The sequence below is a fragment of the Dactylosporangium sp. NPDC051484 genome (genome assembly GCF_040689395.1).
GTDB lineage: Bacteria > Actinomycetota > Actinomycetes > Mycobacteriales > Micromonosporaceae > Dactylosporangium.
This window is the reverse complement of record NZ_JBFAZX010000048.1, coordinates 15513-29202: the sequence shown is the minus strand read 5'-3', so window position 1 is coordinate 29202 and position 13690 is coordinate 15513. Positions and strand designations below refer to the sequence as shown.

Below are 13690 nucleotides of genomic sequence, written 5' to 3'. Positions count from 1 at the left end.
CCCAGAACCACCCAGACCTATACCATCCACGCCAGCATCACGATCTTCGAACAAGGACTTGCCGCCCGCCCACGACGCTAAACGCAACGGCGTTGGATTGGCGAAGACTCAGTCGATCAGGTTGCGGACGGTCGCATGCAGGTCGGCGAGCCTGTCGTCGGCCCGGCGATGCTGGTGCTTGATCCACTCCTTGCCCTCCGCCGCGATGCCCTCCAGCACATTCAGTGTGTGCGGCAGCCCGGAAGCGTCCACCGCGACCGCGGAAAGTGTCCACGGATCCTCGCCCGGCTGCAGACTCTCGGCGCTCGATTCGGTCGCGCGGACGCTGATCGGCTCGCCGTTGACCAGAATCAGCTCGAAGGTCTGCTGAGGCTGGGCGAGACCGTGGATGCGGACGGCCGCGACGGCGTCGAAACGATAGTTCAGCCGTTGTGTGAGGCCGGCCGTTCCGCCGACGAAGTCGAGGTCGATGTCGACCTGCCGCACCCCGTCGTCGGTCAGCAGGAACAGCAGCAGACGGTATCTGGAGTACCGCCAGGGGCCGCCGGTGACCCGCGCCCGCCGGTAGGACCGGCCGGGCGCCTCGATGAAGGCGTGTGCGATCACTTGGCTCGGCCGCAGCCGGTAGTGCCGCATCGTCTCGTCGACCAGGATTCTGCGATCGCACTCGAGCCAAGAGGCGATCTCCGTATCGGACGGTTTCCGGGACAGCTTGTCCAGCCAGCGCTCGTAGGCCGCTGACCGGGCGGCGAACTGCTCGCGCCGCTCGGCCTCGTCGGCCCGAGCCCGCCGGTACTCGAAGACGATCCGGAACAATGCGGACGGTCCTGCGGCGGCGCAGACGACGGCGAGCACGACACACAGCGCGCCGCTGACCGGAGCCTGTATCACCGCAGCTGGGACGACCAGGACACTGCCGGCGACGACGGCCACGAGTCCCGTCCCGCATCCGGCGACGACGGTGATGGGCGTGCGCAGCTGTTCCCGGTGGGCCATCAGGGTGCCGTGCTCCCAGCGGCTTCGCACATCGCCGACCAAGTGCCGGATCAGCCACCCGACCTGCTCCGCAGTGATCCGCTGCTCGCGGTAGATCTCGACCACCTCGTCCCGCAGATGCCGGCGGATGCCGGCGGTCCCGGCAAGCCAGGCGGACCGCTCTGTGTCCGCCGGCAGGTACCGTCCGAAGTACCGGTCGAACAGCCGGTCCACATCGTGTGCGAAGCGACCGGGGCGTGACTCGGCCGATTGCGTCGGGCGGGGCACGAGCTGCTCGTTCTTGCCCCGCAGCCATCGGGCGCGGAAGTACCAGTCAGCGCCGTAGAACATGACGGCGGCGGTGCCAGCGAGGGCGACGAGGAAGGCGAGGACGGGCATCGGCTCCCCAGCTCGCACCGCCAGCAGGCCGAGGCCACTGACGGCAATCGCGAACAGCGCGCCGCACAGGACGCAGCGCAGCCAATCGCTCATGGCGGGCGAGGCGGGCCGGGTCGGGCGCACGCGAGGATGGGCGGGCCGGGGCTCGAAGAAGATCCAGGAGCGATTCTTGCGATCACGCGCCACCTGGTCCGTCCGGGCCTGCTCCACCGACCGGCGCCACAGCTGGTCCTCGAGCGGGCCTTCGAGCAGCAGCCCGAGATGGTCGAGGATCTTGTTGCGCTGGATCCGCCCCAACCCGTCCAGTTCCTTGAGGACGAGTTCGGTTCCGGTGGCGGTGATGGAGTGGACCAGGCGCAGGATCACCCGCACGCCGGCCGTCCACGCTCCGTTGCCCGCCAGCTGCGGGATGTCGTTGCACACCGCATTGAGGTGCGTGAGGTCCTCGTTGCTCAGCTGCCTCAGCGTCCGTCCGCTGAGCAGGGCGAGCAGCCGGTGGAACAGCACCTCGTCGGTCTCGTAGCCGTGTGAGACCGCCTCCTCGATGAGTTCACGGGCCTTGGCGGGCATCCGGGCATCGAGGTAGCGGACGCCTTGCCGGAACCGCACCTCGGGCGGGTCGTCCGGGAGCACCTGGTAGCTGACGACGTCGCCGTGCACCACCTCGGCCTGCACGCCGACGTGGGCGTTGTCGTGGGCGACGTTGGCGTGGGTCGCGGTCGTCACGACAGCCCCCTCGCCGCGGCGATGATCGCAGCAACGGCGGTCGCCAGCTCGGCGACGTCGGCGACCAGGCCGCGCAGTCGCTTGAGCGTCACCAGCAGTGCGCTCCTGCTGCTCGCGGTGTCCTCCGCGATGCAGTCGTCCGCGATCGTCAGTTCCGTCTTCGCCGCCGTGTAAGCGTCAGTGTCGAGCTGGCCCTCGCGGTGCGCCCGCTCGAGCAGCCTCCTCAGCTCCGCGACCTCCGCGGCGAGGCCCGGCGCCGGTTGCGGGGCTGAGCCGAGGATGATGCCGCCGAAGACCTGTCCGGCCTGGACGCCGACCCGAGCGTTGCCGGTCGCCACATTCGTGTTCGTCAGGCTCATGTGCGGACGCTCCGTCCTGTCGTCGCCGGTCCGTGCATCGTCAGCCGCGGTGTCGGCGATGAGCCCGCGGGCCAGGGCGACGGTGAACGCGGCGGCGTTGGCCGCCGCCCTGGGCTGCCAGGCCTCGCCGTCGCTGACCGCCTTGGTCCCGTCGGCCCGGTCGCTGATACCGCGCACCACCACCACGGGTAGCGCCCGGTTGAGATGGCCGGCCTGCGCCACCCCTGCGCCCTCCATCTCGATCGCGAGCGCGTCGTTGTAGTGCTGCCTGACCCAGCGGGCCTGGGCGGAGGTCGCCGAGTCGTGGACGACCTCGCCGGCCGCGATCGGGCCGAAGTGCGCGGCCGGTCTGGTGCCGGTGGGAAGAGGGTCGGCCCAGTCTCCGGCGCGGATCAGGTGCTGCGCGATCTGGGCGGCGCCGTGGGCCGTCTCCCAGGACCGCGGTCGCGCCATGAGCCCGTCGTCGTGGCTGGTGCCGCCGTGATAGGCGTACACCTGCGAGGCCACGACCACGTCGCCGAGCCGGATGCCCGGCCAAAGCGCACCGGCGACTCCGCAGAACAGCACCGCCGCGGGGTTGAACTCGGCCATCGCGCGCTCGGCCAGCACCGCCGCAGGGTGATTGCCCTTGCCGACGAGTCCGAGCGCCGCGCGCCCGCCGTGGCGGAGCCGGCCGACCTCGAACCGGGTCCCGGCAGGGTGCAGGTGCACGCGCGGGTCGGTCAGATGCTGGCGTACCGCGTCGTACTCCAGGTTGAGGGCGGTGAGGATCACGACGACATCGGTGCTCATGCCTCGGCCGCTTCCGCCGCCACAACAACGGGACGCGTGATCGGCGGGTGCAGCCGCCTGCCAGGCCCGGCGCGGAACAGCCGGGCGGGGCGCCCGTTGACCGGTTTCCGCATCGGTCCGGCGGGAACGATGAACCCGCTGGCGCCCTGCACCTTGCGGTAGAAGTTGCGCGCATCGAGCTGGACGCCCCACACGGCCTCGTACACCAGTTGCAGCTCTGCGATGGTGAACGTCGGGCCGCAGAATGCCGCCGCGAGCGCCGTGTACTCCAACTTGGCCCGCGCGCGCTCGACGCCGTCGCCGATGATCTGGCAGTGGTCGAATGCGACCTCGAACCGCGCGGTCAGGATCCGCTCGACGGGGGTCCAGAGCGCATCGGACGCGTCCGTGCCCGCGGTTGGCTCGGGCAGCCGTGGGGCGATCGCCAGGTAGGCGACCGAGACGACTCGCCCCCGAGGATCGCGCCCCGGTGTGCCGTACACCCCGAGCTGCTCCAGATGCAGCGTCTCACCCGGGAGGGCGGCCTCCTCCATCAGCTCCCGCCGGGCGGCCGCCGGCAGGTCCTCCGCGGCGTGGCCCAGGAAGCCGCCGGGGAGGGCGAGCATGCCACGGTACGGCTCAACGCCGCGCTCGATCAGCAACACATGCAGGCGGTTGTCCCGCAGGGTGAGGATGACCAGGTCAACCGCAAGCAACACGGTCGGCGGCCGCCATTCATCGTCAGACATGCGTCGATGTTAGGTTTCCTGTCATATTGACAGGAAGTTGTTGAGGCGTCTTTCGCGCGATGCGCAAAAGGTTTCGACGCCACGACCCGCCAGCCGGCCCGGCGGGCGGGTCGTGGCACTGGCCGGAGTGGGGTTCCGGCGCAGGTCGACCCGCGCCGGGAGTGCTCATCCAGGGTGTTGCTACGCTCACGTCGGTTCGGTGAGCGTGCTGGAGTCCGACCCATCACGCTCCCGGCTTTTCTCTTCCGCCGGCGCCCGCTCGAGCAGATCGAGGTGGCGGCGCCACAGGCGGCGACAGGGCGTCAGCCATGCGTCGAGCTCGGTGAGCGGCTCCGGGCGCAGCATCATAGATGCGGCGCTGCGCCTCGGTTCGCACGCGACCCAGCCCGGCCTCCCGCAGCACCCGCGGGTGCTTCGAGGTGCCGGGCTGGGTGCGGGTCGTCCTGGTTATATTCCCACCACGGCATGCAAGGAGTCCGGCAGCGAACCCGGGTGCAGGATGCCGAGCCGCTGCGTGGCCCGCGTTAGCGCCACGTACAGGTCGTTGGCGCCGCGGGGTGACTCCTCCACGATCCGCTCCGGGTCCACGACGATCACGCCGTCGAACTCCAGGCCCTTCGCCTGCTTGACGGTCAGCACGACGACCCGCGTGGTGAGGTCCGGCTGCTCGCCGAGCGCGGCGTCGGGAGACGCTTTGCGCACATGCGGTACCAAATCCTCGAAAATCCCCACGGGGAGGATGACCCCCAGGCGGCCCTCGCCGGCCTCCTCCGACTCCCGCTCGACCGCCTCGGCCAGGGCGTCGGCGAGGCGGGCCGGGGCCACGCCGCGCACCCACGGCTCGACGCCGGCCTCGCGGACCGACCGGGGCGGCCGGACGTCCGGGTCGATCCCGGCGAGCACGCCGGCGGCCACCGACATGATCTCGGCCGGGGTGCGGTAGTTGACGGTGAGCTCGCGCAGCCGCCACCGGTCCCCGACATACGGGGCGAGGGCCTGCCCCCACGACGACGCGCCGGCCAGGTCGCCGGTCTGGGCGACGTCGCCGACGACGGTCATCGAGCGGCTCGGGCAGCGGCGCATCAGCAGCCGCCACGCCATCGCGGACAGCTCCTGCGCCTCGTCGACGATGACGTGCCCGAACGCCCACTTACGGTCGGCGGCGGCACGCTCGGCCGGGGTGAGCGCCTCGCCGTCGTGCTGCCGCTCGGCCAGTCGGTCGGCCTCGAGCAGGTCGGTGACGGACAGCAGCTCCGGGTCGTCCTCGTCCTCCAGGTCGATGGACCGGGAGCCGAACGCGATCTCCAGCGCCCCCTCGGCGTACTCGATCAGGCTGGTGCGGCGGCGCTCGGCCAGGATCTCCAGCACGGTCTCGTCCTCGCCGAGCAGCTCGGCGGCCTCGTCCAGCAGCGGCACGTCGGCCGGGGTCCAGCCCTCCTTCGGGGAGCGCCGCAACCGCGGGTCGGCGCCGGCGGCGGCCAGCCGCTTGTCGGAGGCGAACAGCCCGGCCACCAGCTGTTGCGGGGTGAGGATCGGCCACAGCCAGTCCAGCGCGCCGAGGACCTCGGCCTCGCCGCGCAGCTCGCGGCGGATCTCGGCCAGGTCGGCCTCGTCCAGCAGCTGCGAGTCGCCGGGGGCGTCGCCGCCGCCGAGCGGGTCATCGGCGTACGGGTCCAGGCCGATGGTGTCGGCGACGAGCAGGGACAGCGCGTGGATGATCTCGGTGTCGAACGTCGGGCGGGCCAGGTTGTGCAGCCTGCCGGTGCGGCGGGCGCGCTCGCGGGCGTCCTCGATCACCTCCGGTTCGAGGATGATCCCGCCACCGTCGAGCAGGCCGAGGTGCAGCGTGATCGGCTCGTCGGGCACGCGCTGCCGGTCGCGGACCGCGGCGGCGAGCACGTCGATCATCTCCGCCCGGCCCTTGATCTCGGCGATCTCGGCGGGCTCCTCGCGGTGCGCGACGACGCCCGGGAAGAGGTTGCCCATCGTGCCCAGCAGCACGCCGGTCTCCGCCAGCGAGGGCAGGACCTGGGAGATGTACCGCAGGAACGTCGCGTTGGGTCCCACGATGAGCACGACCCGTGAGGAGAGCATCTGCCGGTGGTTGTACAGCAGGTAGGCGGCCCGGTGCAGCGCCACCGCGGTCTTGCCGGTGCCGGGCCCGCCCTGCACGACCAGCACCCCGCCCAGGTCGGCGCGGATGACGTGGTCCTGCTCGGCCTGGATCGTCTCGACGATGTCGCGCATCCGGCCGGTGCGCGACGCGTTGAGCGCCGACAGCAGCGCCGCCTCGCCGGTCACCCCGTCGTGGGCGCCGCGACCGGTGCCGTGCGCCTCGTTGAGGTCGAGCACCTCGTCGTCGAGGCCGGTGACGGTGCGCCGATCGGTGCGGATGTGCCGGCGGCGGCGCACCCCGTCCGGCGCGGCGGCCGTGGCCAGGTAGAAGGGCCGGCTCGCCGGGGCTCGCCAGTCGATCAGCAGCGGCTCGTAGTCGTTCTCCTCGTCGAAGATCCCGATCCGGCCGATGTACCGCTTCTCGTTGTCGGCGAAGTCGAGCCGGCCGAAGCACAGCCCGTTTTCCACGGCGCTGTACTGCGCCAGCCGGTCGGTGTACAGCGTGGTCGCCGAGTCTCGGTGCGAACGGTCGGCCGGTGTGCCCCCGGTCTGCAGCAGGGCCTTCGTCAGCTGCCCGGAGGCCTCCTCACGCAGGGTGTCGAGGTGCTCGTAGAGCGTGTCTAGGTGCCCCTGTTCCTCGACGATGTCGGCTGTGTCGGATGAGTTTGACAATCCGTCTCCAGTCGGCTAACATTTGCACTAGTAAGGCGCCTTTGGGCGTCTTTTTTGTTGCCTGAACGCTCTACGATAGCCGGTGGCGGACCCCTGTGCGAATCGATGAGGCCACCGCGCGGCTCACGGTCGCGGAGAACCCGCCTCAGGCCCTGTTCCGGCCTCCGCTCCCTGCGACTCTCGCGCCGGCTCCGCCGGTCGCAATGGCCGGGTGGCGCCGGCGATCAGCACGGCGACACCCTGGAGCGCGGCGACGACGAGCAGGGCGCGCAGGACGGTGACACGGTCGCCGACCATCCCGATCAGCGGCGGCCCGGCGAAGGAGGCCAGCTTGCCGACGGTGGAAACGACGGTGACGCGGGCGGCGGCATGCCGGGGGTCGTCCGCGCCGGCGCTCATGGCGACCGGATAGCCGAAGGCCGTACCGATGCCCCACAGCAGCGCACCGGTGAGGGCGGCGATCAAACTCGGGCCGAAGACGAACAGCAGCAGGCCGGCGATCGTGACGATCCCCAGGGCACGCAGGACGGCGACCCGCCCGTAGCGGTCGAGCAGGCCGGCGCCGAACCAGCGCACCGCGGTCATCGCGGCCAGGTAGACGGCGTATCCGAGGCTGGCGACCGCGGCGGCGGCGCCATGACCGTCGATGAGCGCGACGCCGATCCAGTCGCCGGCGGCGCCCTCGCCGAACGCGAAGGCGAGCACGAACAGCCCGATGAGGATGGTCCGAGGTTCCCGCCACGCCCGCAGCGCGCTCGGGCGTCCCGTGGCGGCCGGGCCGGCGTGCTCGTCGCCCGGCTCGGGCAGGTAGTCGCGGGCGGCCACCGGCACGGCGACCAGCACGAGCAGGGCGACACCCGCCAGATGGGCGGCGACCGGGACGTGCAGCGCGATCAGTGCCGTGGCCAGCGCCGCGCTGACGACGGTGCCGCCCGCGAACGCGGCGTGGAACCGCGGCATGATCGAACGGCCGACCCGGCGTTCGACCTCGGCGCCCTGGACGTTCATCGCGACGTCCCACACCGACGCGGTGAAGCCGATCACCAGCAGTCCAGCGACGAGGAGCACCAGCCCGGCCGTGTCACCGAGGTCACCGAGCCCGGTGACGACGAGACCGCCGCCGGCCAGGGCTCCGGCCGCGCTCACCGTTCTGCGCTGGCCGATGCGGGCGAGGATCGGACCGGACAGCGGCCGGGACACCAGCGAGCCGCCCGCGGCGCCGAGCAGCACCCAGCCGAGCTGCGCGGGCTGCAGCTGGAGGTGATCCCGCAGTTGCGGGATCCGCGCGACCCAGCTCGCGAGCAGGAATCCGCAGGCGGCGAACACGACGTAGGTGGCCCGGGCGGCGGCGCGGAGCGGGTCGGCCATGGCCACGCACGGTAGGGGCGAGAGCGCTCTCAGGGGAAGGACGGGACAGCGGGCTGGCCAGTGCTCTCCCGCAGCACCAGCTCGACCGGGAACTGCTGCCGGTGGCCCGCCGGAACCTCGCCGTCCAGCAGCAGCCGCGTCGCGGCGGCCGTCATCTCCTCCACGGGTACGCGCACCGTGCTCAACGGCGGATTCGAGCACACCGCGGCCAGGCTGTCGTCGAACCCCATGACGCTGATGTCCTGCGGTACGCGCCGGCCGCCGGCGGTGATCGCCTGGATCGCACCGGCGGCCATCAGATCGCATGCCACGAACATCGCATCGACGTCGGGATGGCGCTCGAGCAGCCGGCGTGCCGTGACGTACCCGTTCTCACGCACGAAGTCCCCGCCGTCGGCGCCGAGGTCCGCCAAGCCCAGCTGCCGCACGGCACGCGCGTAGCCGGTGCGGCGGTCGAGCGCGCAGGTGCTGGCGTCGGGCCCGTGGATCGCGGCGATCCGGCGGCGACCCAACCGGTACAACTGCTCGACCGCCGCGTACGCGCCGCCGGCGTTGTCCACCTCCATCGCCGGTACCGAGGCCGCCGTCGCCGTCACCGAAACCGCCCGGCGGCACTGCCGATGGAACCGCGCGGCAAGCGCCGGAGGAATGTTGGTCAGCACGGCGCCCACCGTGGCGTTCGCCGCGATCGCGTCGATCGCCTCGGCCGCGCCCGCCTCGCCCACCGCGTGTACCCGCAGTTGCACGTCCGCGCCCTCCAGTACCGACATGATGCCCGCCAGGACGCGGCTGTAGTACGGATGCGCACCCAGCCACCCGGTTGCCGGGCTGTACGTGACGGCGACGACGTCCACGGCCCGCTGGCGGCCGGACGCCAAGGCCCGCGCGGTCTGGTTGGGCGTGTAGCCCAGCTCGACCACTGCCTGACGCACCCGCGCACGCAACTGCCCGGACGCGCCGGGCACGTTGTTGATCACCCGGGAAACGGTCGCGCGGGACACCCCAGCCGCTCGCGCGACGTCCTCGATGGTTGGCTTGGATCTGCTCATTCCGGCACTCGTTCTTCCCGCCACGCCGCGCGGAAGCTGCCACGGCACCCTGCACGGTACGGTCGAGAGCGCTCTCAGCAGAACCCCGGGGGTCGCTGTCGGCAGCGTCTTCGTTCGTTGACCGGAAGAGGCGCCGGCCGCGGGTATCTATGCTGGTGACATGGCCGCCACGCTCATGCCGGACCTGTCGTTCCTGCTGGATCACACCAGTCACGTGCTGCGCACCCGGATGACCGCGGCGTTGGCCGAGATCGGGCTGACGCCGAGGATGCACTGCGTGCTCGCGCACGCACTCGGCGAGGAGCGCACCCAGATCCAGCTAGCGGAGATCGGCGGCATGGACAAGACCACGATGGTGGTGACCGTCGACGCGTTGGAGAAGGCCGGATACGCACAGCGCCGCCCGTCGAGCGCCGATCGCCGGGCGCGGATCATCGCCGTCACCCCGAAGGGTGCCGAGATGGCCGCACGCAGTCAGGAGATCGCCGATTCGGTGCACGCCGCGGTCCTCGACGCGCTGCCGGAGGACGAGCGGGGAGTGCTCCTGCGCGCGCTGACCAGGCTGGCGCAGGGGCACCTGGCCAGCCCGGTCGAGGCGCAGGGCGTCCGCCGCGCCAGGCAGTAACGGGGTTCGAGCGGAATCCGGTCCGCGTCACTCCCCCTGCGTGCCGCCCGCCAGCTCGGCGACGATGTCGATGTGGCCGGCGTGCCTGGCGTACTCCTGCAGCAGATGGAACAGGACCCGCTCCAGCGGCGGCGGGTCGGCGCCGTCCCACCGCGGCCCGGGCGCACCGATCGTGTCGAGATCGCTACCCGTGATGATGGCGCGGGTGGTCTCGCCCTGCCGCCGCAGCTGCTCGCTGAGCGTGCCGAGGGTCTCGCCCGGCGCGATGTACCAGCGCTCGTCACGCCGATCGCCCCACGGCTCGGGCACGTCTCGGCCTTCGAAGCCCCACTCCAGCCAGCGCCGCTCGACGTGCCGAAGGTGGTTGAGCAGCTCGAGCGGGGTCCATCCGGACGGCAGCGAGCTGCGGCCGAGCGCGTCCGCCGGCAGCGACGCGACCCGTTGCAGCAGCGTCTCGCGGAAGTAGTCGAGGTAGCGCAGGAAGACCTCGGCCCGCCCGGCGGCGGGCACGGTCGGCTCCGGAAACGTCATAGCGCTCCATCCTCTCGAAGATAGGTTCGTAACAGACGATCTGTTACGGTCTAATCTATGAGACAGAACCGCTGGTTCGCCCTCGCCGTCCTCGCCACCGGCATGCTCATGGTCGTTCTCGACGGGAGCATTGTCACCGTCGCGATGCCCTCCATGCAGCACGACCTCGGCCTCACGCCAGAGGGACTGACATGGGTGATCAATGCGTACCTGATCGCGTTCGGCAGCCTGCTGCTGCTCGCCGGCCGGCTCGGCGACCTGCTGGGCCGCAAGCGCGTCCTGCTCGCCGGCACCGGTGTCTTCGTCGCCGCATCCGTGCTCGCCGGCCTGGCCACCGGCCCCGCGACGCTCATCGCGGCCCGCTTCCTGCAAGGCGTCGGCGGCGCGATGTTCAGCGCCGTCAGCCTCGGCATCCTCGTCGCACTCTTCCCCGATCAGCGCGAACGGGCCCGCGCGATCGGCGTGTTCTCGTTCACCGGTGCGGCGGGCGCCTCCCTCGGCCAGGTCCTCGGTGGCGTACTCACCGACGCGCTGAGCTGGCACTGGATCTTCCTGATCAACGTGCCGATCGGCGTCGCCGCACTGGCCCTCGCGGTGCCGTACCTGCCCGCCGATCGTGGCCTGGGCCTGCGCGCTGGTGCCGACGCGCTCGGTGCGCTCCTGGTCACCGCAGGCCTCATGACCGGCATCTCCGCGGTCGTACAGACCAGCGGTAGCCGGCCGATCACCTTCGGTGTAGCCGCCGCACTGCTGGGCGGGTTCGTGCTGCGGCAGGCCACCGCGAAGACGCCCCTCATACCGCTGCGTGTGCTGCACTCCCGCCAAGTCTGCGGCGCCAACGCCCTGCAGATCCTCATGATCGGCGCGATGTTCTCGTTCCAGATCCTCATAGCCATGTACATGCAGCGCGTCCTGCACTACACCGCATTGCGGACCGGCCTGGCCATGCTGCCCGCCGCGCTCGCCATCGCCACGGTGTCGCTCGGCGCGTCCGCCCGCCTCATCCACCGCTTCGGCGAACGCACCGTGCTCATCGCCGGCCTCGTACCGCTGACCGGCGCGCTCGGCTGGCTCACCCGGCTGCCGGCCGACGCCCGGTACGCCACCGATCTACTCCCGGTAATGCTGCTCGTCGCCGGCGCCGGCCTGGTCCTGCCCGCGATCACTGGCCTGGGCATGTCCGGCGCCCGCCCCGACGACGCGGGCCTCGCATCGGGCCTGTTCAACACCACCCAGCAGCTCGGCATGGCGATCGGCGTCGCCGCGCTGTCCACCGTCGCCGCCGCACGCACCACCGATCGCCTCAACGCCGGCGCGGTCGAGGCGGTCGCGCTCACCGACGGGTATCGCCTGGCCTTCACCATCGGCGCCGCCCTGCTGGCACTGTCCATCGCCGGCGCGGTGTTCGTGCTGCGTCGCGCCCGCGCGGGTGTACGGCAGGAGCCGGCGCCCGCGGCACAGCAGCGGGAGCCGGCGACCGATCCGCGCGCGGCGACCGGTGGTGCGGACGCGGCTACGCCAGGTGGCCTGCTCGCCCGGTCTTCTGCCCGTGGCGCCGCGCCCGAGCCGCGCCGCATATCCACTGACGCCATTGACGTCGGCGAAGCGGGTGCTGCCACGTTCGGCGCTGGCCTGGTCACCTGCCCGTCCGGCGGGGACGCGGCACCGGGCGTTGGCACCGAGGCGGCCTCCGGCTGAATTCTCAGACGCGTCTGCCAGACTGTCGCGCATGCTGCAGCGGGTCGGGGGCGCGTTCGGGGCGTCCGTGGGGTCGGCGTTGATGGTGTTGTCGGTGGCGGTCGTGACGTTCGGGTCGCCGGCGGAAGCGAAGGCACCCAGTCCGTCGCCGAGTGCTTCGGGCGCCACGAATCCGAACCTCGGACCCGCCGTCAGCGGTACCACGGTGTGCACGATCACTGACCCGCAGGTGACCGAGGTGTCCGGCCTGGTCGCGACGGCGGACGGTTACGCCGTGATCAACGACAGCAACCCCGATCGATCCCGGCAGAAGATCTTCTTTCTCGACGACCAGTGCCGGCTGATCCGCAGCGTGGGGTACCCCAGCAGCGCCTTCGACCCGGAGGACCTGGCCCTCGCCAAGGACGGGACGCTGTGGGTCGCCGACGTCGGGGACAACACCACCCTGACCGGCGGCTCCGGCAACCGGCGCTCGTCGATCGCGCTGTGGAGCCTGGCGCCCGGCGCGAACACCCCGGTCATCCACCGCCTGGCATACCCGGACGGTCGCGCCCGCGACGCCGAGGCCCTGCTCATCGACGGCGCCGGCCGCCCGATCATCATCACCAAGGACCCCATCGGCGAGGTGTACACGCTGACGCAGCCGCTGCCGGCCAACAACGCCAATCCGGTGCCGCTGACCCGCGCCGGATCGTTCAAGCCCCAGTCGACGGGCACGTCCAACCCGTACGGCATCGTCGGCACCGCGGTCGTCACCGGCGCCGCGATGAGCCCCGACGGCAAGCGCGCGGTCGTGCGCACGATGTCCGACGCGTACGAGTTCGACGTGACCGACGGTGATGTCGTCGCTGCGATCACGACCGGTACCCCGCGGATCACGCCCCTGCCGAACGAGCCTCAGGGCGAGGCGATCGCCTTCACGCGCGACGGCGCGTATTACCTGACCGCGTCGGACCAGCCGAAGACGAGCTCGATTCTGCGGTACACCCCGTATCAGCCCCCGGCCACGTCCACGGCGGCCCCGGCCGTTCAGACCCAGGCCCCGGCGGCGCACCGCTCGTTCCGGGACAGCCTGTCCCTGCGCGACATCACGAGAATCGTGACCGGCATCGGCCTGATCGGCGTGCTGATGATCGTCATCGGCGTGGTCGCGGTGATCCGATCCCGCCGCCGCCGTCGTGCCCTGCTCGCCGCCAGCGAGCCGGAGCCCATCGACGACGCCGCGCCCCCGCCCCCGCCCGCGACTCCGCTGCCCGCCATGGCCGTGGCCGCAGCCATGGCATCGGCATCGGCAGCAGATACGTCCTCGCCGGACGAGGCCGCGCCACAGACCGTGACCGGCGGGCCTTCCGCCGAGAAGGCCGGGAGCACGCCTCCCGCGAAGGGTTCGAAGAAGGCCAGGACCTCGCCGCCGACACCTCCGAGCGCGGCCGCAGGCTCCGGTTCGTCCTCGTCGAACGGAGCCGCGACGCAGCCCGGGCGCGGCGGGCCTTCCGCCAAGAAGGCTGGGAGCACAGCCTCCGTGAAGGGTTCGAAGAAGGCCAGGGCCTCGTCGCCGAAGCCTCCGGCCTCAGCCACGCCTTCGGGTTCATCCTCGTCGGAAGACGAGACGGCGCCGACCGAGTCCTGATCGCGGCGCCTGCGCACCCCGAG

The 13690-nt window shown here is 71.6% G+C and carries 11 protein-coding genes; 3 read left to right on the top strand and 8 right to left on the bottom strand.

The window, feature by feature from the left end; genetic code table 11:
* Positions 1-108: 108 nt before the first annotated feature.
* The 7 genes from AB0367_RS36745 to AB0367_RS36715 form a co-directional block, all read right to left on the bottom strand.
* Positions 109-2100 (bottom strand): hypothetical protein, encoded by a 1992-nt coding sequence (locus AB0367_RS36745; protein WP_366231133.1) that lies wholly within the window; start codon positions 2098-2100, stop codon positions 109-111.
* Complete coding sequence (locus tag AB0367_RS36740) at positions 2097-3251, bottom strand: 5'-methylthioadenosine/S-adenosylhomocysteine nucleosidase (protein WP_366231132.1); 1155 nt, start codon at positions 3249-3251, stop codon at positions 2097-2099. Before AB0367_RS36740 ends, AB0367_RS36745 begins: the two co-directional genes overlap by 4 nt.
* Entirely contained in the window at positions 3248-3979 is a 732-nt protein-coding gene (locus AB0367_RS36735; protein ID WP_366231131.1) for an NUDIX hydrolase, read from the bottom strand. Before AB0367_RS36735 ends, AB0367_RS36740 begins: the two co-directional genes overlap by 4 nt.
* Before the next feature lie 186 nt (positions 3980-4165).
* Positions 4166-4327 carry a hypothetical protein gene (locus AB0367_RS36730; RefSeq protein WP_366231130.1) on the bottom strand — a complete coding sequence of 54 codons (162 nt, stop codon included), beginning with the start codon at positions 4325-4327 and terminating at the stop codon, positions 4166-4168.
* Between the two features lie 99 nt (positions 4328-4426).
* Positions 4427-6766, bottom strand: coding sequence for an ATP-binding domain-containing protein (locus AB0367_RS36725; protein WP_366231129.1), 2340 nt, complete (start codon positions 6764-6766; stop codon positions 4427-4429).
* A gap of 123 nt (positions 6767-6889) precedes the next feature.
* On the bottom strand, positions 6890-8134 hold the full coding sequence (locus AB0367_RS36720) for an MFS transporter (RefSeq protein WP_366231128.1): 1245 nt from the start codon (positions 8132-8134) through the stop codon (positions 6890-6892).
* A 29-nt stretch (positions 8135-8163) separates the two neighbouring features.
* The gene (locus AB0367_RS36715; RefSeq protein ID WP_366231127.1) at positions 8164-9183 is read right to left on the bottom strand and encodes a LacI family DNA-binding transcriptional regulator; all 1020 of its coding nucleotides are present in this window, start codon (positions 9181-9183) and stop codon (positions 8164-8166) included.
* A 160-nt stretch (positions 9184-9343) separates the two neighbouring features.
* Here AB0367_RS36715 and AB0367_RS36710 point away from each other — a divergent pair, with 160 nt between their 5' ends.
* On the top strand, positions 9344-9808 hold the full coding sequence (locus AB0367_RS36710) for a MarR family winged helix-turn-helix transcriptional regulator (RefSeq protein ID WP_366231126.1): 465 nt from the start codon (positions 9344-9346) through the stop codon (positions 9806-9808).
* Positions 9809-9835: 27 nt separating this feature from the next.
* Here the strand turns inward: AB0367_RS36710 and AB0367_RS36705 are convergent, their stop codons facing one another.
* Positions 9836-10339 (bottom strand): DinB family protein, encoded by a 504-nt coding sequence (locus tag AB0367_RS36705; RefSeq protein ID WP_366231125.1) that lies wholly within the window; start codon positions 10337-10339, stop codon positions 9836-9838.
* Positions 10340-10396: 57 nt separating this feature from the next.
* Here AB0367_RS36705 and AB0367_RS36700 point away from each other — a divergent pair, with 57 nt between their 5' ends.
* Together AB0367_RS36700 and AB0367_RS36695 are read left to right on the top strand one after the other, a co-directional pair.
* Positions 10397-12037, top strand: a complete 1641-nt coding sequence (locus AB0367_RS36700; protein ID WP_366231124.1) for an MFS transporter — start codon at positions 10397-10399, stop codon at positions 12035-12037.
* Positions 12038-12068: 31 nt separating this feature from the next.
* Entirely contained in the window at positions 12069-13667 is a 1599-nt protein-coding gene (locus tag AB0367_RS36695) for a hypothetical protein (protein ID WP_366231123.1), read from the top strand.
* The last annotated feature ends 23 nt before the right edge of the window (positions 13668-13690 follow it).

Bases quoted from the DNA above. Each gene is read 5' to 3' on its own strand.
- AB0367_RS36715 (WP_366231127.1), bottom strand. From the start codon at position 9,183: ATGAGCAGATCCAAGCCAACCATCGAGGACGTCGCGCGAGCGGCTGGG.
- AB0367_RS36705 (WP_366231125.1), bottom strand. From the start codon at position 10,339: ATGACGTTTCCGGAGCCGACCGTGCCCGCCGCCGGGCGGGCCGAGGTC.
- AB0367_RS36735 (WP_366231131.1), bottom strand. From the start codon at position 3,979: ATGTCTGACGATGAATGGCGGCCGCCGACCGTGTTGCTTGCGGTTGAC.
- AB0367_RS36740 (WP_366231132.1), bottom strand. From the start codon at position 3,251: ATGAGCACCGATGTCGTCGTGATCCTCACCGCCCTCAACCTGGAGTAC.
- AB0367_RS36730 (WP_366231130.1), bottom strand. From the start codon at position 4,327: ATGATGCTGCGCCCGGAGCCGCTCACCGAGCTCGACGCATGGCTGACG.
- AB0367_RS36710 (WP_366231126.1), top strand. From the start codon at position 9,344: ATGGCCGCCACGCTCATGCCGGACCTGTCGTTCCTGCTGGATCACACC.
- AB0367_RS36700 (WP_366231124.1), top strand. From the start codon at position 10,397: ATGAGACAGAACCGCTGGTTCGCCCTCGCCGTCCTCGCCACCGGCATG.
- AB0367_RS36695 (WP_366231123.1), top strand. From the start codon at position 12,069: ATGCTGCAGCGGGTCGGGGGCGCGTTCGGGGCGTCCGTGGGGTCGGCG.
- AB0367_RS36720 (WP_366231128.1), bottom strand. From the start codon at position 8,134: ATGGCCGACCCGCTCCGCGCCGCCGCCCGGGCCACCTACGTCGTGTTC.